The organism is Streptomyces sp. NPDC007189 (assembly GCF_040703635.1).
In the GTDB taxonomy this organism is placed as follows: Bacteria; Actinomycetota; Actinomycetes; order Streptomycetales; family Streptomycetaceae; genus Streptomyces.
The window spans coordinates 120,939-144,112 of the sequence record NZ_JBEYEY010000020.1; the positions used below are offsets into that span (position 1 = coordinate 120,939).

Genomic DNA, 23,174 nt, shown 5'->3' on the forward strand with positions numbered 1-23,174 from the left:
CCGATGCGTACGGCGGTGTCCGGATGTGGCGCGGCCAGAAGTTGATTCCGGCAGACCAGGATATTTCGCTCAGCTGGCGTAGCAGCGGCGGAGCCACCGCGCTTCGGCGTCGTTCTCCGTCGGGGTGAAGGCCTGCCGACGGTGCAGCACGCGGTAGTTGTCGAAGGCCAGGAACTGTCCCGGGGCGAGCACGGGCTGCCAGCAGGGCGCGTCCGGGAGGGTCTCGACCCAGGTCGCGAGGGCGTCGGCCGCCTGCGGGGTGATGGCGCTCGTGGTGCCGTGGTCGAAGCGGACGCGCAGGCCGAGGGCGCGGCGTTCCAGGACCGCCGCCTCGTCGAGGGTGAGCCGGCTCCCGTCCGCCGCGATGTCGTTGGAGTCGGGCGCGGCGATCTCGAAGGCGTTGGAGGACAGCACCCGCGCCGTCTCCCTCGGCAGCCGGTCGACCGCGGCCTCGACCGACATGATCTCGGTGGGCACCTGTTCGGTGTTGCGCATCACGTAGAAGGTGAGACAGCGCGGAATGTAGGGACGCGGGTCGCTGCCCGGATCACCGAACGGCAGATGCGGATTGTCGGTGTGCCAGAAGAATTCGGAGTCCGATCCCCAGGAGCTGGTCTTCCCGGCCGCCACGGGATTCGGTACGACATTTCTGATCAGCTTTCCCGAGTTCTCGTACTCGACCGCGAACGGTGTGAGGCCCAGCAGCTGGATGAGGCCCAGGTGAAGCGCGTTGGTGACGGCGAGCTCCACCTCACCGCCGAATCCCGTCACGGGCGTCCCGGGCGCCTCCTGCTGGGGGAGGTTGTCCAGCAGCAGGGCGTGCGCGCCCGATCCCGTGAAGTCCCTGACAGCCGCCAGGAGTTCCGGGGGCAGCAGCTTTCCCAACGCATAGGCCCCGATCCGGGCCAGGATCACGGTGTCGCGGTCCGGGTCGAAGTCGGCTGCGGACAGCCGTTCGGCGACCTCCTTGCCCAGCAGGTCACGGATCCCGTCGTCGAGACGGTGTTCGTGCAGACGTATGCGCTCACTCATGAACTCCTCCGTCAGGGCTCGTCTCGAGCCGGACCGTGCGCACCATCTCGGCGAAGACGGCGTCGAGCCGGTCCGTTCCGTCCACCGTGAAGATCAGGTGGCCGTGGCTCTGGAAGGTGTGCGGCGGGACGTCGAGGAACTCGCCCGGCTCCCGGTAGATCTGGATCTCGTCCACCCGGTCGTCAGCGCCGGCCCGCTCCAGCCCGCTGACCGCGGTGAGCACCCCCGGCCGCTCGGGGAAGATGTTCCAGAAGCCGACGGCGCGCGGTTCGGGCAGCGGCCGGACGCCGGGGGCGCGGCCGGTCGCCAGGTCCAGGACCGCCTCCACCATGTCGACGCCGGTGCTCAACTGGACGGAACGGCAGATGGGCCCGCCGCCCAGCCGGGCGGCCGCCTCCAGGATCACCGGCTCCTCGCCGCGCAGCCGGAACTCCACATGGGTGCCGCCGGTGTGGATGCCCAGCGCCCGGTGCGCCGCCGCGGTCGCCTCCGCCAGCCGCGTCACGATGTGCGGGGCCAGGCGGGTGGGCGTGCAGGCATACACCTCCTCGAACGTCGGCCCGGTGGGCAGCGGCTTGTCGTGGACCGCGACGACGCACGTCTCGCCGTCCGACACCAGCGACTCGACGCTGACCTCCGCCCCGGGGACGAACTCCTCCAGCAGCAGGGCGCCTTCGTACAGCCGGTACGTCTCGTCGTACAGCGGGTCCCACTCGAAGCCCTCCCAGGCGCCCCGGCGGGTCTCCTCGAACCAGCGCTGCAGTTCCGCCTCGCTGTCGACGCTGCGCACATACATGCTGCCGCTGCCGATGAAGGGCTTGAGGACCAGCGGGTAGCCGATCCGGGCGGCCTCGGTCCTCGCCTCCTCGAGGGTGCGCGCCAGGCCGTAACGCGGCTGTGCCACACCGCCGGCCCGCGCGATCGCCTCGCGCATGGCGAACTTGTCGCGCGCCAGATAGGCCGTGCGCTCGCTCACGGACGGCAGCCCCAGGTCGGCGGCCACCCGTGCGGCCATGGGCACCCCGCTGTCGATGAAGGTGACGACGGCGCGGATCGGCTCCTCCTCGCTCGCCTGCAGTTCCTTGACGGCCGCCGTGGTCTCGGCGAGGTCCGAGGTGTCGGCGAGGGCGACCCGGTCGACGTACTCCGCCTCCCAGGTGGGGTCCTTCATGACGAGCAGCAGCTTCTCCCCGTGCTCGGCGGCGTACTTCTGGGCGCGGGCGAGGTGGCGGCGCCGGCTCAGGTTCTTCTTGTGCAGGATGAGAATGCTCATGTCCGTCCCTTTCCGGCCACGGCGGCCAGCCGTGCGAACTGCTCGTCGGTGAGCTCGATCCGGGCGGCCGCGGTGTTCTCCTCCAGATGCGCGATCGAGCTCGTGCCCGGGATCGGCAGCACCACGGGGGAGCGGCGCAGCAGCCAGGCCAGCGACACCTGGGCGGGGGTGGCCCCCAGTTCGGCCGCGACTTCGGCGATCACGCCGTCGGCGGTGGCGTGGGCGCCACGCGCGATCGGCAGCCAGGGGATGAAGGCGATGCCTTCGCGTTCGCAGTAGTCGATGACGTCGTCGTCGGTGCGCTCGGTGAGGTTGTAGAGGTTCTGCACGCTGACGACCTCGACCTCGCGCCGCGCCTGCTCCAGCTGCTCGACGCCGACCTGGGAGAGCCCGATGTGGCGGATCTTCCCCTCGTCCTGGAGCTGCTTCAGCGCGCCCAGCTGCTCGGCGACCGGCACCTTGGGGTCGATCCGGTGCAGCTGGAACAGGTCGATCCGCTCCAGGCGCAGCCTGCGCAGGCTCAACTCGGCCTGCTGGCGCAGGTATTCGGGGCGTCCCAGTGGAATCCACTGACCGGGCGCAGGACGGCTCTGGCCGGCCTTGGTGGCGATGACCAGGTCCTGCGGGTACGGGTGGAGCGCCTCGGCCAGCAGTTCCTCGCTGGTCCCAGGGCCGTAGGAGTCCGCGGTGTCGATGAAGGTGATCCCGAGTTCGACGGCACGCCGGGCGACCTTGAGGGCACCAGGCACGTCGGCCGGTGGGCCCCAGATGCCCGGGCCGGTGAGGCGCATCGCGCCGAATCCGAGGCGGCCGACGGTCAGGTCGCCGCCGATGGTGAAGCTGGTGGGGGACGTCATCCCCGCTCCTTTCACGGTGGTGGTCAGGGGTCAGACGGTCAGCAGCAGCTTCCCGATGGAGCGTCGGCCTTCGAGGTCGGCATGGGCCTCGGCGGCGTCCTCGAGCGGCCGGACGGAACCGATGTGCGGCGTGAGGGCGCCGGACGCCACCAGACGCAGTACGTCGGCGGCGCGGCCGGTCAGCTCCTCGCGCGAGGCGATGTGGTGGTCGAGGTTGGGGCGGGTGACGCGCAGTGAACCGCCCTGGTTGAGCCGGCCGAGGTCGAACGGGGGCACGGGGCCGCCCGCCTGCCCGTACAGCACGAGGGTGCCGCGCGGGCGCAGGGCGGCCAGGGAGCCGTCGAAGGTGGGGGCGCCGATGCCGTCGTAGACCGCGGCCACCCCCGCGCCGCCCGTCAGGGCGTTCGCGGCGGAGGCGACACCGGCGGGGTCCAGGGCGTCGTAGCGGATCACTTCGTCGGCGCCGGCCGCCCGGGCCCGTTCCTCCTTCGCGGCCGAGGAGACGGTGCCGATCACCCGGCCGCCGAGCAGCTTGATCCACTGGGTGAGCAGCAGACCCATGCCCCCGGCGGCGGCGTGCACGAGGATCGTGTCCCCGGCACGGACGGCGTGGCTGTCGTGCACCAGGTAGTGCGCCGTCATGCCGTGCAGCAGGACGGCGGCGGCCGTCGGCGGGGAGACGTCCTCGGGGATCGGTACGACGCGCTCGGCGGGGATCACCGCGAGTTCGGCGTACGCTCCGGGAAGGTTGACCCAGCCGACGCGGTCGCCGATGCGCGGGCCGGTGACCGCGGGACCGGCTGCCAGGACCCGGCCCACGCCCTCCTGCCCCGGCACGTACGGCAGCGCTACCGGATAGCGGCCGGCACGCAGGTGCGCGTCGATGAAGTTCACGCCGGCCGCCTCGACGGCGATCAGTACCTCGTCCGCGCCCGGCCGGGGGTCGGGCAGCGCGGCCGGGGTCAGTACGTCGGGACCGCCGTGCCTCAGGACCGAGATCGCGCGCATCAGAGCCGGACCTCCGTGAGCCAGTCCGGGTGCGCCTCGGACTCGCCGCGGACCAGCCGGGTGTAGGCGGCCTCCAGCTGCCGGGTGACCGGTCCGGGTGTGCCGTCGCCGACCTGCAGTCCGTCCACGGTGGTCACCGGGAGGATTTCCCAGGCGGTCCCCATGAAGAAGACCTCGTCGGCGAGATACAGCTCGCTGCGGTCCACCTCGCGCTCGACCACCGGGACACCGAGTTCGCCCAGGAGTTCCAGTGCGGTGGCGCGGGTGATGCTCTCGAGGACGCCGCTGGTGACCGAGGGAGTGATCACTGTGCCGCTCCGGACCAGGGCGATGCAGGCACCCGGGCCCTCGGCGACCTTGTGGTGCTCGTTGAGCAGGATCGGCCAGTCGTGGCCGTTCTCCCGCGCCTCCATCAGGGCGAGACGGCCGTTGTGGTAGTTCGAGAAGGCCTTGACCCTGGGGGGCGTGGAGGCGTCGCTCACCCGCAGCCACGAGCTGACCGCCGCCCGGCAGCCGCGCTTCTTGCTGAGTCCGCTGCGGAAGGGCCAGGTGTCGACGACCACTTCGCACTCCGTACCCGCGGGCACCATCTGCTCGCGGATGATGCCCGCGGGGAAGGCCCAGGGGCGGATGTAGGCGTCGGTGAGGTAGCCGTTGGCCCGTACGACCTCCAGCACGGCGGCCCGCAGTTCCTCGTGCCCGTACGGCAGGCTCAGCCGGCAGATCCGGGCCGACTGGTAGAGCCGGTCCAGGTGCTCGTCCAGCCGGAAGAGCAGCAACCGCTCACCGTCCGCGGCCAGATAGGCCTTGATGCCCTCGAAGACGGCGGCGACCGAGGCGTGGCCGACCGCGTTCACATGGACCGTGGCCTGCTCCCAGGGGACCAGTGCGCCGTTGCGCCAGATCCACTCGGGCACGTCCCGGCCAGGACTGGCCAGAGTGTCCAGCTCGGCCCGGACAGCGGGCTGAAGGGTGGCGGTCATCGCGGCAGGCTTCCTTTCATCGGGTCGGGCATCGGGTCGGGCAGGCGGCGGCGGTCGAAGGAGAAGTCGGCCAGGGAGGGCAGGACCCGGACCGCCTCGGTGAGTGCTGCCGCGTCGCCGGCCGCCGAGGGCACCGCCACGCACGCCACGCCCGCCGCCCGCGCGGCCCGCACCCCGGTCGGTGAGTCCTCGAAGGCGCACACCTCCTCGGCGGGCAGGCCGACGTGCCGCAGTGCGCGCAGGTACAGGTCGGGGGCGGGCTTGTGACGTTCCACCAGGTCCCCGGTGACGAGGTCGGCGAAGCACCGCCGCACCCCGAGGCGGACCAGGTGCGGTTCCACCCAGTCGCGCGGCGAACTCGACACCACCAGGGCCGGAATGCCGCGCAGCCTCGCGTTCTCCAGCAGCCGGGCCACACCGGGCCGCAGCGGTTCGGCCCGGCACAGATCCGTCTTCGTCCGCAGCCGCCGTGCCCGGGTGTCGGGGTCGACCGCACGGCCGAGCCGCCGCCCGAGGTCGGCCAGGGCGAGCTGCTCACCGTCCGAGCGCCCCTGCATCCGCCGCCAGAGGGCATGCGGGAAGGTCAGACCGAGCGACGCATAGAGCAGCGACCAGGAGCGGCGGGCGGCGTCCTCGGTGTCGCAGATCAGGCCGTCGAAGTCCAGGAAGAGTGCCCGGGGTGCTGTCATGGCGTCACCCGTTTCCGGCCGGCACCCGAACCGGGCCCAGCACCCGGCGCAGATAGTCGTTGGTGAACCGGCCCTCGGGGTCCAGTTCGGCGCGCACCCGCTGGAAGGTCTCCCACTCGGGATAGCGCGGGGCGAGCACCTCCGCGGTGGCGGTGTGCGCCTTGCCCCAGTGCGGGCGGGCACCGTGCCCCCGCAGGACATGCTCGATCGTGCGCAGCGACTCCAGGTAGGGGGCCATGCGCGGCACGGTCAGGTTGAGGTAGCCGACCGGGCCGGCGCCGTGGGCGGGGCTGAGCGGCGAGTCGTCCCCGGCACCGACCCGGCCGAGCACCGAGTACGGCGAGTGCAGTCCGGACCGGCGCAGGGCCGGCCGCAGTTCGCGCAACGCGTCCGGGACGTTCTCCAGCGGCAGGCAGTGCTCCAGGGCGATGAACCGTACGGGCTGGGGGAAGGTGAAGACCCGGTGACCGGCGCCGGTGAACTCCTTGGCCGCGCCACCGCCGAAGAGCCCGGACAGCCGGGGCACCGCGGCCGGCGAGAACCGCCCGGCATGCCCCAGCACACCGCACCACAGCTCGCCGAGTGTGGTGCCGTACCGCTTGCGGTCGCCGGCCCGGGTGGCGGGCTCCTGCGTACGGTGCATGGACCGCGTGCCCGCCCGGTCGCTCCACGGCTGCCAGGAGAAGGTGACGTGGTCGGCGCTGTGCGCCCAGCTGTCGAAGCGTTCCAGCAACGCGTCCAGCGGCTCACCGCCCTGGGCGACCCGCAGGTTGAAGGCGGGCACACAGCGCAGGGTGACGGTGGACACGACCCCGAGCGCCCCGAGCCCGGTACGGGCCGCCCGCAGCAGCTCCGGCTCGCAGTCGCGGTCCAGGGTGCGCAGCTTGCCGTCCGCGTCGACCAGGCTCATGGCCAGGACCTCGCCGGACAGCGGGGGGTGGACGATGCCGGTTCCGTGGTTGCCGGTGGCGATCGCGCCGGCGACGGTCTGCCCGCCGAGGGTGCCCACGTTCGGCAGCGCCAGGCCCTGCCGGTGCAGCGCCTCGGTGAGGTCGTCGAGGAGGGTGCCGGCCCGCACGGTCACGGAGGGGGTGGCGTGGTCGACGGAGACGATGCCGGTGTAGCGGGTCAGGTCGGCCAGGACACCGTCGGTGGTGGCCAGCGGATTGAACGAGTGGCCGGTGCCGGCCGCCCGGAGGACGAGGTCCTCGCGGGCGGCCAGCCGGACGGCATCGGCGATGCCGTCCTCGGTGGTCGGGGTGACCAGATGCCGGGGGATGCATCTGGCCACGCCCGACCAGGTCTTCCAGGTCGGTCGTGCGCTCATCCGAGTGCGTCCTTGGTGGGTTCGGTCGATGGGGCGGCACCCGTGGCTGCGACGGCGGCCGCCGCTGCCTTCCCGGCGGTCGGAGCGTCGAGAGCCTCGAGGTACCTGCGCAGGGCGTCGCGCCAGTGCGGCATGTGCAGCCCCAGGCCGGCCAGCCGGCCGCTGTGCAGCGAGGAGTCGACCGGGCGGGCACCGAGGAAGCCGCACTCGTCGAGGGCGATGGGCTCGACCGCGCCGGGCGGGCGCACCAGAGACCGGATCGCCCGCCCGACCTCGTACCAGCTCGCCGTCCCCGCGTTGGCCACGTGCACGGTGCCGGTGACGGGCTGTTCCCGGGTGAGCAGGAAGACGATCGCCCTGGCCAGGTCCACGGTGTACGTGGGCCTGCTGTACTGGTCGTGGATGAGGCGGGCGGTCTCGCCGCGCCCCAGCCGCCGTACCGTGTCCAGGACGGTGTCCACCCGTTCGTCGGTGCCGCCGAAGAGCCAGGAGGTCCGGACGGCCAGGTGGTCCGGGGCCAGCTCGCTGATCCGCTCGCCGGCCACCTTGGTCAGTCCGTAGACGTTCACCGGGCCGGGCAGGTCGTTCTCCCGGTAGCCGCCGTCGGGCGTGGCGCGCCCGTCGAAGACGTAGTCGCTGGAGATGTAGACCAGCCGGGCGCGGCTTCGACGGCAGGCCTCGGCGACGTTGCGTACGCCCTCGACGTTGACGCGCAGCGCCAGCCGGGGGTCGAGTTCGCAGTCGTCGACGATGGCGTGGGCCGCGGTGTGCACGACGATGTCCGGGCGGAACTCGGCGACCGAAGCGTGCAGTGCGTCCGCGTCGGTGATGTCGAAGTCGGCGAGCGAGACCCCGTGCACCGGCCAGGCCGCGGTGACCGGGTCGGCCGCCAGGGCGGCGGTGAGGGCCCGGCCGAGCATCCCGTTGGCCCCGGTCAGATAGACCCGCCGGCTTCGCGCGCCCATCACAGGTGACCGAACTCGGTGAGCAGCTCCTGCAGGGAGGCACCGGAGTTGATCTTGTCGCGGATCAGCTTCTCCTTGCCGATCTGGAACCGGGTCTGCTCCAGCACCTGCTCGGCGTCGTCCCTGGGGACCACGGCGATGCCGTTCTCGTCGGCCACGACGATGTCACCGGGCTCGATGACCTGGCCGTCGATCACGACCGGAACGTTGAACTGCACCGGCTCGGTACGGTCGTGGACCGCGCTCGGCGAGGGCCGCGGGACCGTGCTGCGGTACCAGACGGGGAAGTCCAGGTCGCGGATCTCGTCGACGTCGCGGATGGCGCCGTCGACGATGCCCGCGGCGATCCCGGCCTTCATCGACAGGGTGGACATCAGTCCGCCCCACATCGCCGTCCGCTTGGTCTCGTGGCAGGCGACCACGATGACGTCGCCCGGTTTCGCGCGGCTGAGCAGGGGCATGCAGTCGACCAGGTCGTCGATGGACAGCGCGACGGTCAGCGCGGGGCCGGCCACCTTCTGGTGCGGCTTGACCGGCAGCAGCCCGCCGATGGCGCCCGCACGGCCGCGTGCGTCGGTCACCAGGCAGCTGGGGCTGTACTCCGAGGTGACCTCGCGGAAGGCGTCGACCAGTTCCTGCGGAGGGCGGGTGACGTCGTTGTAGACGGTCTTCATCTGGTTCTCCTGGAATCTCTCTGTCCGGTGTCTCTCGGTGCGGTGTCTTGGTCCGGTCCGGGTCAGTGAGCGCGCAGTGTGATGTCCACGGCCGAAGCGGCCGGCTCGGTGCCGCCGCGCACCTGGGCGCGGATGGTGGCGGCGAGCTGCTCGGCGTGCAGCCCGTGGGCGCGCAGCGCCTGGTCCTCGGTGCCGCACCGGGGCACCTCGGTGAGGCCGATGCCGCGGAACCGCGGCCTGTGCGGGGCGCCCAGCTCCATGAGGGAACGGGCGACGGTGTCGGCCTGACCGCCCTTGGTGTAGTGGTTCTCCACGACCAGCAGGTGGTCGGCGCCGGCGGCGAGCGAGGCCAGCCAGTCCCGGTCGACCCGGTTGAGCCACGGCAGTTCGACCACCGTCAGCTCGATGCCGTCCGCCGCCAGTTCCTCCGCGGCGCGCAGCAGCTGTGCGAGGACCACCGGTCCCGAACCGACGGCCACGGTCCGCCCGCCCGCGCGCACGACGCGGCCGCGGCCGGTGTGCAACGGCTCCGTGCCCAGAGCGGTCACCTCGTCCGGGACAGCCGCGCTGACCAGACGGAGATAGACGCTGTACGGGCTGTCGAGGCAGTAGCGGACCGCGGCGCGCACCTCCTCGGCGTTGGCCGGTTCCAGAACGACCAGGTCCGGTATGGCGCCGACCGCGCTGACATCCCGTACGGCCTGGTGCGAGTGGCCGGGAGCGGCCGGCAGCAGACCGGCGAGCGATCCCACGTACACCACCCGGCGGCCCTCGGTCGCGTTGTTGTAGATCTGCTCGTTGGGCCGGGCGTGCAGGAAGCAGGAGAAGGAGTGGACGAAGGGCAGCAGACCGCGCGAGGCGAGGCCGCCCGCTGCCGAGACCATGTCCTGCTCGGCGATGCCGAACTCGACGAAGCGCTCCGGGAAGCGCCGGGAGAACGGGATCAGTCCGGTGTCCAGCACCAGGTCCGCGTCGAGCGCGACGACGTCCTCCCGGCCGTCGGCGTGTTCCACCAGCGCCTCGCCGTAGACCTCGAACAGGCGGGGTCCGCCCGGTGCGGGCTCGGTCCTCGGCTCCTGCGGCACCAGACGTACGGTGCCGAGCCCGGCCGCGGTGAGGAGGGTGTTTGCCGCCGCGGTCAGCTCGGCGTGGGCGGTCCGGTAGTGCGCGGCGGTGGGGGCACCGCTGTGGAAGAGATAGCGCCACTCGTCCTCGCCCATCGACGTCGCGGCGAAGGTGTCGCAGCCGGCGCCCTTGACGGTGTCCGCGATGACGACCGCGGGCCGGCCCGGGAAGGCCTCGGCCCGCTTGCGGAAGACGGCCTCCAGCTCCTGCTGGTCGTGACCGTCCACGCGCAGCGCGCCCCAGCCGAAGCTCTCGAACTTCGCCACCAGGTCACCGAGGTCGTTGACGTCGCTGACGTAGGTGTCGGACTGGATCTTGTTGTGGTCGACGATCACGGTCAGCTCGCCCATGCCGCGGTGCGCGGCACCGGCCAGGGCCTCCCAGTTCTGGCCCTCCTGGAGCTCGCCGTCGCCGGTCATCACGAAGACACGGCGGCTCACGCCTCGCAGCCGGTCCGCGAGGATCACCCCCTTGGCCTTGGAGATGCCCATGCCGAGCGAGCCGGTGTTGAAGGGCATGTGGGGGGTGTGCACATCGGGATGTCCGGGCAGGCCGTCGATCCGGCGCAGCCTGTGGACGTACTCCTCCGGCAGCCGGCCGAGGCCGATGAGCGCCGCGTACAGGCCGGGGGCGTCGTGCCCCTTGGAGGAGAAGTACAGGTCGCCGTCGTCCTCGAAGGGCCGGTCCATCTCGCTGAGGAAGAGGTGGCTGACGACATCGGCGGCGCTGAAGCTGGAGCCGAGGTGGCCCGAGCCGGCGCGCATCACCATGTAGAGGGTGTTGATCCTGGTCAGGGCCGAAAATGCGGCGGCCCGGTCGTAGGGGTTCTCCATACCGGCGAGGACGCGGTCGAACTCCGCGACCTCCACTCGGCTCAGAGGGACGTCCATGGGTTTGGCTCCCGGAGTGGAAGGGCGGTCACCAGCAGACGTAGCCGCCGTCGACGATCAGTTCCTGGCCGGTGACATAGCTGCTGAGGCCGGATGCCAGGAAGAGGAGAGGGCCGGTGAGGTCCTCCGCCTCCGCCATCCGGCCCAGGGGGACGCGAGCGGTGAACTTCCTGCGGAACTCGGGGTCCTGGTCGCCCAGCACGCCGCCGGGCGAGAGGGTGTTGACCCGCACGCCGTTCGGTCCCCACAGCGCGGCCAGATACCTGGTGAGGGCGGAGACGCCCGCTTTGGACATGCCGTAGGCGGGGGGTTTCAGGAAGGGCGGGTCGAGGTCGATGTGCTCGTACAGCGGCGGGTACGGGGCGACGTTCCCGTACAGGGAACCGATGTTGATGACGGTTCCCCGGCCTGCCTGGGCCATCACCGTTCCGTAGACCTGACAGACGCGCAGCGCTCCGAGGGCATTGACGTCGAGGGTGACCGCGGACAGTTCCTCGGGGACTTCCTCGAAGTACCAGCTGCCGCCGGCTGCCGAGGGCGGTTGGTCGATGCCGGCGTTGTTGACCAGGATCGTGGGAACGCCGAAGCGGTCCTGGCAGGTCCTCAGGGACTGTTCCAGGGAACGGCGGTGGGTGACGTCCGCCCACGCTCCGACGTAGGTGCCGGTGTCCTCGCGCTCGGCGACCTTGCGTACGTCGTCGGGCGGGACCTCGTTCAGGTCGAGCCCCAGGACGTCGGCGCCGGCCTCCAGCAGAGCGCACGCCCAGACCCCGCCGAGCTTTCCCGCGACACCGGTCACCACGGCGACTTCGCCGCTGAGATCAATAGGCAACGAAGCCCTCCCCGATCGCCACCGGCCGCCTGACGGAGGGCTCGAAGTCCGCGGACTCGGCGAGATCCTGGAGCCGGATGTTGTCGTCGGTCTTCAGCGGCAGCAGCAGCGCGCGCCCGAGGACCAGGTCGAGCTGGTACGGCTTGAGGCCGTCGCCCGGGGACTTGCAGGCGAGGTCCCGCTCGGTCAGCACGTGGCCGACCGGCAGGTCTCGCGCGGCGACCAGCTTCTTGCCCATCTTGCGGACGGCCGGGGCCTCGGTGTCGCTGCAGACCTTGACCGGCGAGCCGAGGGAGGCCCGGGTGCGTTCCAGTCCCGACACCAGGTCGGTCAGCTGGCCCGGGTCGAGGGAGAACGCGTGATCGGTGCCGGGGAGCGTCCGGTCCAGGGTGAAGTGCTTCTCGACGACCCGGGCGCCGAGGGCGTGGGCGATGAAGCTCAGGTCGGGGCCGAGGTCGTGACCGGAGAAGCCGATGACCACGTCGGGGAACTCGCTGCGGTACGTCTCGATGACCGAGAGGTTGAGATCGGCGGGTGCGGCGGGGTACACGGCGGTGCACTGGAGCAGTGCCAGGTTGGGGTTGAGCGGCAGGATGGTGTCCACCGCCCGTCGCACCTCCTCCATGGAAGCGCCGCCGGTGCTGACGACGAGCGTCTTGCCGGTCTTCGCGGCGTAGCTGAGCAGCGGGGTGTTGGTGATGTCGGCCGAGGCGATCTTGATGGCCGGCATGCCGAGTTCGACCAGGAAGTCGACGCTGGGCAGGTCGAAAGCGGTGGAGAAGAAGTCGATGCCCACCTCGGCGGCCACCTTGGCGAGATGGACGTACTCGGCGCGGCCGAACTCCAGCGCCTCGCGGTGCTTTCCGTACGTCGGGCCGTAGCTGTTGCGGCCCTCGTACGGCTGGTCGTACATGGCGCGGGTGAACAGCGACTTGTTGTCCCGCTTCTGGAGCTTGGCGGCGCTCGCGCCGGCCGCCGCGGCCTGCCGGAAGAGCTCCTCGGCCTGTTCGAGGCTGCCGCCGTGGTTGTGACCGATCTCGGCGATCACGTAGGGAGCCGTGTCGTCGGCGACTCGACGTCCCGCTATATGGAGTTCACGCATGAGGTTTCACACCATCCTTGAACCTGAAGACGAAGGTTTTTTCATGGCAAATGCGTATGAATCGCTGCGCTCAGAGCATGCGGGTGCCGGGTGAGCGCTGGAGAGAAGGAGTGCGAGGGGTGGACGGCCCAGGGGGTCAGTCCCAGTCGGGATCGCCGGGCTGCTGAGCGGTGATCGCCGGGCTGGTGACGGCGGCGCCGGCCCGGACCGAGTCCCACTCGGGGTCCCCGGTGGTCGACGCGATACCCAAGGTCGCGACAGTCGCCGCGAGAATGCCGGTGCTGATGCCGACGGAAAGTGCGGTAAGAGTCTTCTTCATTGTTGTTGCCCCCCTGGTGGCGCTTCGGCGTCCTTTGCCGGCGCTGCGTCGACTCTGGCAGGCATGGGTCTTGTTGTGCGGTCCCTGGCGGTGTCCTACTCTTTTTTGGCTACAAGGGGATTCCGGCAAAACCGGACAAAAGGGTGGGGATTGCGTGGGAAACCAACCACGGCTCACAGGACTCGCCGTATCCGCATACGAGTACGCCCTGCGGAACGGAATATTCCGGGATGCCGAGATATCGAAAGACCTCGGTGTGGACGAGCGCACCGCTGCGGAGATCAGGGAGCTCCTGCTGGAACTGCGGCTGCTCGCACCGGGTACGGACCACGGCCCGCCCGTGCCGGTGGACCCGCTGATCGCCGAGATGGAGCTGCGCTCTCCCGTGGAGCGGTCCATCAAGGAGGCGCAGGAACGTCTCGCCGTCATACACGGCGAACTGCGCGCGCTGGTGCCCCTCTACCGGGACGGCACCCGTTCCAGCAGGTGCGACCAGCAGATCCGGGTACTGGACGATCCCGCCGAGGTGAAGCGCGAGGTGAGCATGCTGATGCACACCTGCGAGCGTGAGACGGTCACCGTCCAGCCGGGCGGTGGACGCAGCTCGGAGTCGATGCGCCGGGTGCTCAGCCCCACGCTGGAGATGCTGGCCCGTGGTGTCACGATGCGGACGCTCTACCAGCACACGGCCCGGGCCAGCCTCGCCACGCGCGGCTTCGTGCGGCAGATCGTCGCGGAAGGGGCCGAGGTGCGCACGACGGGTGAGCCCTTGGAGAGAGTCTTCTTTTTCGACGGCCGGATCGCGGTCGTCTCCCAGGAACGCCGGGGGCGGCAGGCACCCGGAGCCGCCATTGTGTCCGAACCCACCGTGGTCAATTTCATGTACCGGACATTCGAGAATATCTGGCAGTCGGCCCAGGTATTCGATGCGGATCGTGTCGAATACCAGGAAACCGCGGAAGAGTTGCGCATGAATATTCTGCGGCTGATGGCCGCGGGGCTGAAGGACGATGTCATCGCCCGGCGCCTGGGAATGGCCACCAGGACGTGCCGACGGTACATCACGGAACTGATGGAAGAGATCGACGCGAGCAGTCGCTTCCAGGCCGGCCTGATCGTCGGACGGCGGGGGCTGCTCCCGGACGGCGACCCGCAGGACACCGCGGACTGACCACCCGGAAGCCGCTTCGAAGAACTTCTGGAGCTTCGGGGCGAGGCAGACGCTGACGAGCTCGTGCACGGTAGGCGTGAGACGTCGGGCTCTCGATCACCGATCATGGTCGCGTATTGGGGAACGTGTCTCGGGCAGCGATCGTCAGCGACCGGAGGATCACGGGCCTGTCGGCCGGTGCGATCGCTGAGCTCGTCGCCGAGGCAGGGCCGTTCTGGCATCAACGGCACCAGGCCAAGCTCGCACAGGGCACGGAAGCGGGCCGCGGGCGCCGGCGCGAAGCACCGGCTGGTCTTCGTCGACCGGCTCCTGGCCACGCTCGTGCACGTCCGACATGGAGCCACTCACGAGGTGCTGGCCTGCTGGTTCGGTGCGGACCGCTCCACCATTACCCGGGCCATCGGCGAGGTGCGCCTCCTGCTTGCCGAGCGAGGCTGCACCGTCACTGCCGGAGTGCGGTTACGGACGCTGGCGGAGGTGGTCCACTACTTCGGCGTGACCGGGGAGACCGGCATCGTCGACGGCACTGAGATCCGGGTCCGGCGGTCGGCCGTCGGATGCAAGGACCTGGACAAGTTCATCTCCGGCAAGAGCAAGCAGAACGCTGTCAAGGCCATGGTGATCACGGCCGGGGGCGGCCGGGTGCTGTTCTGCAGCCCGACAGAGCCCGGCAGCTGCGCGAACATCACCCATGCCCGACAGTCAGGGCTGGTCGGCTCCTGGCTGACGGCCCCGGCGTAGAGATTCTCGCCGATGCCGGCTACCAGAGCCTGCGCGCGCTGACCGGCGGCCGCGTGGTGACACCACCACACCGCAAGTTCAAGAAGAACGCCCCGACTGGTACGAGGAAATGCACGAGCGACAGCGCAAAGCTCACTCCTCGCGACGCATCCGCGTCGAACACGGCATCGCCCACCTGAAGAACTGGCGTGCCTTCGCCCGCCGCCAGCACATGAGCGACACCGTCCCGGCCCCCGGCCGCACACCGTCAGGGGCGGAGCGCGACCAGGAGATCAACCACGTAGGTCTCTTCCACCACCTGGCGAGGAAAAATCTTGACCAGCCGCTCACGCTCCTCGACGTAGAACGCCTGGCGGTCAGCCTCTTCAAGGACGAGGAATGCCGACCGGCTGCCAATGTTCGCGAGATGCATGTCCAAGGAGACAGTGCGGCTCCAGCGCACTTGACGGCGCGCAACCCGCAGCCCTGTCAGCCCCGCCAACCGGATGGCGTCGTTGTCCGAAGGACGCACGGCAGACCTTCGCTTCACCCCGCAGTGGTGCGCGATGCGCCCGTGCTGCTCGCGGATCCACGGTACGTCGAAGGCCGTGGTGTTCCACCAGATCGCCAGCGCACCGCCCGCTCGCAGGACACGCAATGCCTCCGGGACGGACCGGCCAGGATCGGTCCACTGCCAGGACTGCGCATACGTGATGAGGTCACAGGAAGCCTCGGCCAGCGGCAGAGCATTACCGTCGCCCCTCACGATCGGCACCCCCGGCAGCGCCCGGTGGAACTCACCAGCCATGGCCTCACCCGGCTCCACAGCGATCACATCAGCACCTCGCTCCCGCAGCAGCACGCTGGCAATCCCGGTACCCGCGCCGACATCGGCGACCCGGGCACCCGCCAACCGACAGCCCGCGAACTCCTCGATGCAGTCAAAGAGCGCGGCTGGATAAGAAGGCCGACTCGCCGCGTACTGAGCCGCGGCTACGTCGAAGGACTGAGCGCGAGAACTGGCGGTCATACCCTCATCATCGCCTCCCCGCGCCAAGCATTCGACCATCACCAACCCGGCGAACCAAATCCGTAGTCAAGGGCGTCCCGAAGGAGCCGTAAGCAGCGGTACGCCGCCGCCGAGCACGTGACCGTCTTCGATGTGGAACCCTCAGCAATGCCATCGACGACGCCCTCGCGCGGCTCGGCCTCACCCGCCGCGTGGTGGCGACCGCGCCCACGGAAGCGGCCGCGCTGGAGTTCGCGCGCGGCCCCGATCTCCTGATCAGCGTCCCCGAAGCCACCACGCGGTCCGCGGTCGCCGACCTGGGCCTGGTCGTGCTCCCCCTCCCGCTCGAACTGCCGTCGGCACCGATATACCTGTCGTGGCATCAGCGCTAGGACACCGACCACGCCCATGCCTGGCTGCGCGGGCTGGCGCGAACCGCGCTCGCCATGTGCGCAGCGTCGTAGTCAGCACCGTCCGGCCGCTTCACCCATACGTCCACGGCCTCGGGACACCGGTACAGCCGTTGACGCTGAGAACCATCATGGTCCGGGTGAGCGCACTGACGCGGTTCTCGTACTCGCGTCGGGCCTTGCGCTGGGCCGGGACCGTCGGGACGTCCTGGCCGCCGTCGAGGGGCTGACTGCGACCGAGGAGCTGGCGGTGCACGCCGGGGACTGCGGTGACGCGCAGGGTGTAGCCCTGGCCGCGCAGTACGGTCACGCCGTGGTCGAGTCGAGCACACGGCACCCAAGGACCTCGCCAACCGGGCCTGTCGCTGCGAGGCGTCATCATCAACCGCTACAAGGACACCGTCCGCCAGAACGAGCAGCGCGACTCGATCCGCCGGATCTTCGGTCCGCTCGTCTGGGACCCGACGGTGAAGTTCATCGAGCAGCTGGCCACGAGCACCAACAACGGCATCTCCCTCGAGGAGTCCAAGGGCGACCGGCTCCCCGAGATCCGCGCCACCTACGAACTGCTCACCCAGATCTTCCTGAAGGAGATCCCCCTCCCCGTGACAGCGCAGCGCACCCGTACCGCTGACGACGACTCGCAGCTGCCGGACGACGACGAGGACATCAAGGTCGGCGACAACGTCCGCGCGCCCGCGAAGAAGCGCACCTCCGTGACACCGAACAGCCGGACACAGCTGGGGCTCCCGCCCTGCCGGCGCGGCCGCAAGCCCGGCCCGACCCGCGTGATGATGAACGTGCGCGTCCTGCTGGAGACCGACCAGCTCGTCACCGAGATCGGCGAGGAGACCGGCATGGGCCCGCAGGACGTCGCCGACGCGGCGATCGCCCACTACGCCGCTTACCTGCGGCAGACCGGGAAGCTGCCCAAGACCCCGAAGGCCGACCAGGAGCAGCGGTCCGAAGCATCCTGACCTGCCATCACGAGCGGTCCCGTGGAACCGTCCGCGGGACCGCTCGCCGTTTCCGGGTGCCGACCGATCCCAGGAGCAAGGCCCCCTGGAACTGCGGCAGTCCGGAGAATCAACGGGGACGGAAGAGCGCGCGACCGCTCATGTGATGGACCTCACAGAGCTTTCCGGTATGCGGAATGAACCGATCCGACGGCCCGAACATCATCGCAACTCCCCCCAAAACACCCAAAGTTGCAGGCGCTGCTCTCTTCGCGCCGAGGCCCCCGCGGCGTGTGGAGCGCCGGCGGGGGCCTCGAACATTCATCCGAGGGCATGTCCAGCCAAGTGACGTGGTCTCGGATACGAGCCCGAGTCATCGGGGCTCGCCACCATGTAACGAGTACATGGGGGTCCTCGTCTATTGTACGGCCTACTCGGGTCGGATTCAGAAAAAGCGAAAAAGCGTACGCGCCCCGGACCTGCAATTTCCCAGAAGTGACAGGGGCAAAATTATCGGCACTGCTGTTTTTTCAGTGCCCTGATTGCCCCGAACGAGTGAGCGACAGATCCCTCACAACGGGCATAACGTCCAGCGCACTTGCGCCGACCGAGTGGTGCGCCTCCTGTTCACGCGCCCCTTTCACGCCCCCCTGCGCCCCCGTAGTTGACGGATGTTCACCAAAGGGTCAGGAGTACTTAGTACGCCCTAATTTCCGAGTTCTCCCGTGTAGAGGCGCGACCATGTTGTACGCCGTCTCGCGGTGCGATGATGGGCCCAGGGCAGGGAGGGCGACTTTCTCTACGCGAAAGGTCTGTGGAGGGCCTTGTAGATAAATGCGCGTTTCCCCAGTCCAGCCAAATGCAGGCTTGCCTGCGCGGGTCCCCGTCCCGCCGCTGTGCGGGGCGGGGACCACCCGTCGCAGCTCGCCTGCTCCATCACGACGTGAAGGAGTGGTCTCGCATGGAGCGAGCCCGTCCCCGGGTGAGCAGCATCTGCCTGCCGACGGGGCACGAGAAGGTGCGACTGGTGCTGGTGCCGCTGGCGCTGGTCGCGAGTGTGTGGGTGGGGACGGAGGTCTTCTCCCACACCAAGACGATGGCGGAGGCGATTACGGCCGGCGTGATGGCCGTGGACATCGCCCTGCACATCGTGGAGATGCTGGTGCACGCGCTGGCGTTCTCCCGCTGGGCGTTGGTCGCCGCCTCGGAGCTCATGGTCGGCACCATCGCCGGCCTCTGCTTCTTCCTGGCGTTCAACGAGACCGGCGAGGCCGTCGCGGTGGGGCTGACGACCGCCAACATCGCGCTGCACCTCGCCGAAGTCGCCATCGAGGCCGTGGTCGACAAACACCAGCATGCGAAGACCGGGGACAACCAGCCGCGCACCACCCGCTACTTGGGCGGTTCCGGCGGTCCGGTCGCATCGACGGGAGCGGCCTGATGAAGACGGGGGGGCGGCCGGTCCGCGTCATCGTCAGCACTTCGCCGGTCGTGACCGAGCTGGTGACCGGCATGGTCGACACTCGCCAGGCCAAGGGCAAGACGCTCAAGGACATCGCCGAGACGTCGCACTACTCCATCAGCGCGCTGTCCCAGGCGACGTCGGGGCAGTGCATCCCTTCCATCGGCGTCATCCAGGCCTACGCGGAAGCCCTCGACGTCGATCCGCAGCCCTGGCTCGACCTTCGGGCGCAGGCGGTCGAGGAACGGCGACGGAACAGGCGCACGGAGGACGGGGAACGCGGGGACGGAGGATCCGTCCCCGCACCGTCCGGGCCTTCGTCACCTCCCGGTGAAGCCGTCACCTCGCACAGGGGCCGCCCGGCCATGCCGCCCGTGGTCAGCTGGCGTCCCGGGCACCATCGGGATACCGACGTCGGCGAGGACTCCGACTCGGAGATCGTGGACGACAAGGTGGCCATGCGGGTGCAGCAGTTGGTCACGGAGGCCGTGCAGCAGGTCAGTCCCCAGCTCCACGGTCACCCGGTCGCCAACGTGCTCTCCCTCTGCACGGTCCCCGGCGACCTGATCGAGCTGCTGAGGGAGACCCGCCTGAGGAGCGGGATCTCCCTGCAGGAGGTCGTCCGCCGGACCCCCGCAGGCGGCGTCTCGATCTCCAAGACGTCGCTCCAGAAGCTGCTGGTGAGCCAGGACCTTCCGACGGCTGAAGTACTGCGGGCCATACTGATCGCCTGCGAAGTCCCGGCGGAGGAGATCCGGTTCTGGCTCTACCACCGCGCCCGGCTGGAACTTGCGCGCGAGCGCGGAGCGCATCGACACAACGGCCCGGATGCACGTCCGGTGCGCACGGTCTCCTACGGCTCCCGCACGCAGGTGAGGCTGATGGCGACGCTGCCCATAGTGGCGAGCGTGGTCACCATCGTCATGATGCTCCTCCAGCACCGGTAGCAGCCCGCGCACCAAAGAGACGATGCGCCCCCTCGGCCTTCAGCTGAGGGGGCGCATCGCTGCGCCGGCACCACGAACGACCGCCGACAGAGGCTCGGCCGGCCCGGCGCCGTCCGGCCTGTCACCGGACCAGTCGGCAGGTGCGCCAGCTCCGGCCGTCGCGGAGCAGGGCTCGGCAGTCCTCTTGGAGGTAGCTCTGGTGGTAGGCGACCGACACTGTGCTGCTCAGACCGGCGTCATGGGCGATCTCATGCGCCGTGGGATCCTCGCAGTGCTCGGTGTGGCCAAGTAGCCCACCATGAGCCTGTCACGCCGACCAATCCGATCTCGTTGGTCCCGGCGTGACGACCACCGCGATGACGCACGTGCTGGAGCGGGATGCCCGCACCCTCCTTGCCGAGTACGACGCCGGCCTCTGGCGGCCGACCGTGGGCGAGCAGCTGCTCGCCGAGGGGCTGGCCCGCTCCCAGTGGGGCGGCACCGTCTTCCGGGCCGCGCTGCGGGATGTGGCGGACGACATCCGGGACGGCCGCCTGGTCGACGTCCTCGGTCCGGCGACATCTCTCCTGGAGGCCGTCGCCGCATCCGCGGCCCGGCCGGCGCTGCTCGCGCTGCGCCAGCTGGTGGACGCCCTTGCCGCCGGAGAAGGCCCGTGCTGGACCAGGACGGCGAGTTCAGATAAACGAGCGTCTAGCAGCCCAGGTTGTAGACCGAGGCGCTATTTCCCGTACGATCGATTCCGCGCGGACGACACGTAAAACTTGACGCAGAGGGCCCCTTCCCTGGGCTCCACCCCAGGTCCAGGGCCCTCCGTCCGCGACACAGCCAGTGAGCCCGGTCGTCTGCTATCCGACCGGGCTTACTGCTGCCCCGGCCGCTACGACCCGCTCACCGCTCCTCATCGGGAGAGGTGCTGTACCACGAGGTTGGCGACTCCCGCGAGTACCGGCGACCAGTCGATCAGGAGCTGCCCGATGAGCTTGCGCCGCTCCCGGCGCCGCTCGGCGGCCTCCTGCTCGTCCTGCTCGTCACCGTTGTCGACGGGCGTCTTGCCTTCCATGTGCGCCTCCGCGGCGTCCGAGGTAGCCCGGCTGGGCTGCCGGGCCTTCACCGGGTGGTGAAGCACGAGGCAGACGCCACGAAGGAACGTCCCCAAGCATAGATGGGGCACTGACACTCCAAGACCCGGAGGACCACAACTTCTGGGCGTATGGAGCTACATGAGTGAGAATCAAATGACGTCTCCACCTGCGGAAATGCCGAGTGCAACCTGGTCTGCAACTCGTACGCGGATCTCGGCCTACCACTACATCTAGGGCCACCGGCGCCCGCGAAGAGGTCCGCCAGGGGTGAAATAGGCCCTTCTCAGATGCGGCCAGCAGGTCGTTGGGAAGGTCGATGTCGTTCTTGTCCGGCTCGTCGATCAGCAGGACACACGGACGACGGCGAGGCAACAACGCCGTGCCCAACGGACCCAGCCACTGGAAGCTTCTACATCTCCGACGCCGTCCCGCAGCCAGGTGTAGCGGTAGTCCCAGTTGCGTGGGCCGCTGACCTGGCACGGACCGCCGCCGCCCGGGACAGCGGGGAGTCGGTACCCCGCGAGGTTTTCCTCATCTCACCAGGAGCGGCATGGCGAGATAGGCGTACAGGCTGGCCTCGGCGTCCCGCAGGCGTGGTTCTGCCCTGCCGGGGAGCCGCCCGGCAGGAGGTCACTCGGGAAGGAAGCCCACGCCCATGAACGTCGACCCGCTCAAGCCCGGAGGAGGCGATCGGTCCCCTCTGCCCGTGCTGCTCCTGGTGGTTGCGGCCGCAGTCCTGGCCGCGCAGAGCCAGGTGTGGGCAAGCGCACTGGGAACGGCGGCCGCCGTCTACACCGTCCTTGCAGGCGGCAACCAGAACCCTCGCCCGCGCAGGTCACGCACTCAGCATGAGGTGCGTGATCAAATCCATGGGGCGATGGCCCCGGCGTGTACACGATGGGCCGCCCCTTCGCTCTGAGGATCGCGTCGGCCGTGCTCTTCCTCCTCCGCCTTCAATGCACCGAATGCCTGGCGCGTCAGGATGATCATGACGGGCATATCTCCGGTGGCCCAGTCGACCATGGTCAGGTCCTCACTGGCGGGATAAGTGCAGGCCGCAGCCGAATCCTCTGCAACCTCCGAGGAGAATCACGGGGATGGCGTTTTCACTCAACGGCCGGTGAGGTGTCGGGCGTCAACCAGAGTTTGGTGCCGGCCCGGGGGTGTAAATGCATTAATTTCGTTGCCCCTCCGCGTTGACCTGGGCGGTAGCGTCGTCGTGTCGCACGTTCTGGCTAATCGGGTGCGGCCATCTGGCCCATTGATGGTTTTCTGTTTATTTATGATCGGCTCGCCAGGATGGGCGAAACCACTCGGATGAATCGTAATCAGAGTCATGCTCCTACGTAATATGCGGCAGAAACTCAGGCGATTCTGTGCGGTCGAGAGCCGCCCAATACGCCACCATCCCCTCACAGGAGCTGGCCCCTCGATGACGCTGAATATCACCGCAGCACCGCTGCGGCGCACATTGTCGGTTTGGACCGCGGCGGTGCTTGCCGTGGTGACCGCCGCTGTCGTAGTCGCTGTGACACCGACACAGGCCAATGCCATCGCCACACCTGTACCGCTGGGTACGGCGGACAGCTTTGCGGTACTGGCGGGTTCCGCCGTCACCAACACCGGTCCCTCGATGGTGACCGGGGATCTTGGAGTGAGTCCGGGGACGTCCATCACCGGATTCCCTCCCGGCCTGGTGCTCGGGGCGCAGCACTCTGCTGACGCCGTGGCTGCGCAAGCCCAGACCGACCTGGTCACGGCGTACGACGACGCCGCAGGACAGGCCACCAACGGGGCCCTTCCCGCGGACGCCGGTGGCCTGACGCTGGGTCCGGGCGTCTACACCGCCTCCTCCACTCTCGGACTCACCGGCACCCTCACCCTGGACGCCCACGGTGACCCCAACGCAGTCTGGGTGTTCCAGGTCGGTTCGAGTCTGACGACGGCGTCTGCCAGCAGCGTGGTTCTCATTAACGGCGCCTCGCCGTGCAACGTGTTCTGGCAAATCGGCAGTTCGGCCACCCTCGGACGGCCTCCACCTTCGTGGGCAACATCCTGGCTCTGACCTCGATCACTGCCACCACGGGCACGACGATCGACGGGCGGGCGCTGGCCCGTAATGGTGCCGTGACGCTGGACACCAACACGATCACCCGGCCGCAGTGCGCGGGCGGCACCACCGGTGGAACCACGGGTGGCACCGCGACGGCTGGGACCACCGGCACCACGACGGCCGGCACTACGGGCACCGCGACGGCTGGGACCACCGGCACCACGACGGCCGGCACTACGGGCACCACGACGGCTGGGACCACCGGCACCACGACGGCCGGCACTACGG

At 69.6% G+C, this 23,174-nt stretch carries 23 protein-coding genes and 3 pseudogenes; 8 read left to right on the plus strand and 18 right to left on the minus strand.

What is annotated here, in order from left to right:
- Positions 1–69: 69 nt before the first annotated feature.
- The 13 genes from AB0950_RS33045 to AB0950_RS33105 form a co-directional block, all read right to left on the minus strand.
- Positions 70–1,032 (minus strand): TauD/TfdA family dioxygenase, encoded by a 963-nt coding sequence (locus AB0950_RS33045; protein ID WP_366780073.1) that lies wholly within the window; start codon positions 1,030–1,032, stop codon positions 70–72.
- Positions 1,025–2,305: an ATP-grasp domain-containing protein gene (locus tag AB0950_RS33050; RefSeq protein ID WP_360160307.1), complete on the minus strand. Its 1,281-nt coding sequence runs from the start codon at positions 2,303–2,305 to the stop codon at positions 1,025–1,027. Before AB0950_RS33050 ends, AB0950_RS33045 begins: the two co-directional genes overlap by 8 nt.
- Positions 2,302–3,162, minus strand: coding sequence for an aldo/keto reductase (locus tag AB0950_RS33055; protein ID WP_366780074.1), 861 nt, complete (start codon positions 3,160–3,162; stop codon positions 2,302–2,304). The genes AB0950_RS33050 and AB0950_RS33055 overlap by 4 nt, the downstream gene beginning before the upstream one ends.
- Before the next feature lie 30 nt (positions 3,163–3,192).
- Positions 3,193–4,170: a quinone oxidoreductase gene (locus AB0950_RS33060; protein WP_366780075.1), complete on the minus strand. Its 978-nt coding sequence runs from the start codon at positions 4,168–4,170 to the stop codon at positions 3,193–3,195.
- A complete protein-coding gene (locus AB0950_RS33065) occupies positions 4,170–5,153 on the minus strand; it encodes a branched-chain amino acid transaminase (protein ID WP_366780076.1) in 984 nt (327 codons plus the stop codon). Before AB0950_RS33065 ends, AB0950_RS33060 begins: the two co-directional genes overlap by 1 nt.
- Positions 5,150–5,842: an HAD-IA family hydrolase gene (locus AB0950_RS33070; protein ID WP_366780077.1), complete on the minus strand. Its 693-nt coding sequence runs from the start codon at positions 5,840–5,842 to the stop codon at positions 5,150–5,152. The genes AB0950_RS33065 and AB0950_RS33070 overlap by 4 nt, the downstream gene beginning before the upstream one ends.
- Positions 5,843–5,846: 4 nt before the next feature.
- The gene (locus AB0950_RS33075; RefSeq protein ID WP_360575171.1) at positions 5,847–7,169 is read right to left on the minus strand and encodes a D-arabinono-1,4-lactone oxidase; all 1,323 of its coding nucleotides are present in this window, start codon (positions 7,167–7,169) and stop codon (positions 5,847–5,849) included.
- A complete protein-coding gene (gene rfbD, locus AB0950_RS33080) occupies positions 7,166–8,134 on the minus strand; it encodes a dTDP-4-dehydrorhamnose reductase (RefSeq protein ID WP_366780078.1) in 969 nt (322 codons plus the stop codon). Before rfbD ends, AB0950_RS33075 begins: the two co-directional genes overlap by 4 nt.
- The gene (locus tag AB0950_RS33085; protein WP_360160314.1) at positions 8,134–8,808 is read right to left on the minus strand and encodes an RraA family protein; all 675 of its coding nucleotides are present in this window, start codon (positions 8,806–8,808) and stop codon (positions 8,134–8,136) included. The genes rfbD and AB0950_RS33085 overlap by 1 nt, the downstream gene beginning before the upstream one ends.
- 62 nt (positions 8,809–8,870) lie before the next feature.
- Positions 8,871–10,823: a transketolase C-terminal domain-containing protein gene (locus AB0950_RS33090; protein WP_366780079.1), complete on the minus strand. Its 1,953-nt coding sequence runs from the start codon at positions 10,821–10,823 to the stop codon at positions 8,871–8,873.
- A gap of 28 nt (positions 10,824–10,851) precedes the next feature.
- Positions 10,852–11,655, minus strand: a complete 804-nt coding sequence (locus tag AB0950_RS33095) for an SDR family oxidoreductase (RefSeq protein WP_360160316.1) — start codon at positions 11,653–11,655, stop codon at positions 10,852–10,854.
- A complete protein-coding gene (locus tag AB0950_RS33100) occupies positions 11,645–12,757 on the minus strand; it encodes an N-acetylneuraminate synthase family protein (RefSeq protein WP_360160317.1) in 1,113 nt (370 codons plus the stop codon). Before AB0950_RS33100 ends, AB0950_RS33095 begins: the two co-directional genes overlap by 11 nt.
- Positions 12,758–12,893: 136 nt before the next feature.
- Positions 12,894–13,076, minus strand: a complete 183-nt coding sequence (locus AB0950_RS33105) for a hypothetical protein (protein WP_360160318.1) — start codon at positions 13,074–13,076, stop codon at positions 12,894–12,896.
- Positions 13,077–13,332: 256 nt separating this feature from the next.
- Here AB0950_RS33105 and AB0950_RS33110 point away from each other — a divergent pair, with 256 nt between their 5' ends.
- Positions 13,333–14,247 carry a LuxR C-terminal-related transcriptional regulator gene (locus AB0950_RS33110; RefSeq protein ID WP_360160319.1) on the plus strand — a complete coding sequence of 305 codons (915 nt, stop codon included), beginning with the start codon at positions 13,333–13,335 and terminating at the stop codon, positions 14,245–14,247.
- Between the two features lie 105 nt (positions 14,248–14,352).
- Positions 14,353–14,988: a transposase family protein gene (locus AB0950_RS33115; RefSeq protein WP_366780080.1), complete on the plus strand. Its 636-nt coding sequence runs from the start codon at positions 14,353–14,355 to the stop codon at positions 14,986–14,988.
- Positions 14,989–15,235: 247 nt separating this feature from the next.
- Here AB0950_RS33115 and AB0950_RS33120 read toward each other — a convergent pair whose 3' ends face one another.
- Positions 15,236–15,997: a methyltransferase domain-containing protein gene (locus tag AB0950_RS33120; protein WP_366780081.1), complete on the minus strand. Its 762-nt coding sequence runs from the start codon at positions 15,995–15,997 to the stop codon at positions 15,236–15,238.
- Between the two features lie 93 nt (positions 15,998–16,090).
- Between AB0950_RS33120 and AB0950_RS33125 the strand changes: the two are divergent.
- A pseudogene (locus AB0950_RS33125) lies at positions 16,091–16,440 on the plus strand (LysR substrate-binding domain-containing protein); the annotation flags it as partial.
- Positions 16,441–16,459: 19 nt separating this feature from the next.
- On the opposite strand, the gene AB0950_RS33130 reads toward AB0950_RS33125, so the two are convergent.
- A complete protein-coding gene (locus AB0950_RS33130) occupies positions 16,460–16,696 on the minus strand; it encodes a hypothetical protein (protein WP_360575177.1) in 237 nt (78 codons plus the stop codon).
- A 157-nt stretch (positions 16,697–16,853) separates the two neighbouring features.
- Here AB0950_RS33130 and AB0950_RS33135 point away from each other — a divergent pair, with 157 nt between their 5' ends.
- The 4 genes from AB0950_RS33135 to AB0950_RS33150 all read left to right on the plus strand — a co-directional run bounded on the left by AB0950_RS33135 (position 16,854) and on the right by AB0950_RS33150 (position 20,509).
- Positions 16,854–17,363, plus strand: coding sequence for a hypothetical protein (locus AB0950_RS33135; RefSeq protein WP_366780082.1), 510 nt, complete (start codon positions 16,854–16,856; stop codon positions 17,361–17,363).
- Between the two features lie 940 nt (positions 17,364–18,303).
- The gene (locus tag AB0950_RS33140; RefSeq protein ID WP_366780083.1) at positions 18,304–18,783 is read left to right on the plus strand and encodes a hypothetical protein; all 480 of its coding nucleotides are present in this window, start codon (positions 18,304–18,306) and stop codon (positions 18,781–18,783) included.
- Complete coding sequence (locus AB0950_RS33145) at positions 18,783–19,751, plus strand: helix-turn-helix transcriptional regulator (RefSeq protein WP_360575181.1); 969 nt, start codon at positions 18,783–18,785, stop codon at positions 19,749–19,751. The genes AB0950_RS33140 and AB0950_RS33145 overlap by 1 nt, the downstream gene beginning before the upstream one ends.
- A 341-nt stretch (positions 19,752–20,092) precedes the next feature.
- Positions 20,093–20,509, plus strand: coding sequence for a hypothetical protein (locus tag AB0950_RS33150; protein ID WP_366780084.1), 417 nt, complete (start codon positions 20,093–20,095; stop codon positions 20,507–20,509).
- A 140-nt stretch (positions 20,510–20,649) separates the two neighbouring features.
- Here the strand turns inward: AB0950_RS33150 and AB0950_RS33155 are convergent, their stop codons facing one another.
- The 3 genes and pseudogenes from AB0950_RS33155 to AB0950_RS33165 form a co-directional block, all read right to left on the minus strand.
- Positions 20,650–20,811: a hypothetical protein gene (locus AB0950_RS33155; RefSeq protein ID WP_366780085.1), complete on the minus strand. Its 162-nt coding sequence runs from the start codon at positions 20,809–20,811 to the stop codon at positions 20,650–20,652.
- A gap of 292 nt (positions 20,812–21,103) precedes the next feature.
- Positions 21,104–21,229 (minus strand): annotated as a pseudogene (locus tag AB0950_RS33160) (MoxR family ATPase); the annotation flags it as partial.
- A gap of 465 nt (positions 21,230–21,694) precedes the next feature.
- Positions 21,695–21,856 carry a hypothetical protein gene (locus AB0950_RS33165; RefSeq protein ID WP_360575186.1) on the minus strand — a complete coding sequence of 54 codons (162 nt, stop codon included), beginning with the start codon at positions 21,854–21,856 and terminating at the stop codon, positions 21,695–21,697.
- Positions 21,857–22,466: 610 nt separating this feature from the next.
- Between AB0950_RS33165 and AB0950_RS33170 the strand changes: the two are divergent.
- A pseudogene (locus AB0950_RS33170) lies at positions 22,467–23,174 on the plus strand (ice-binding family protein); the annotation flags it as partial.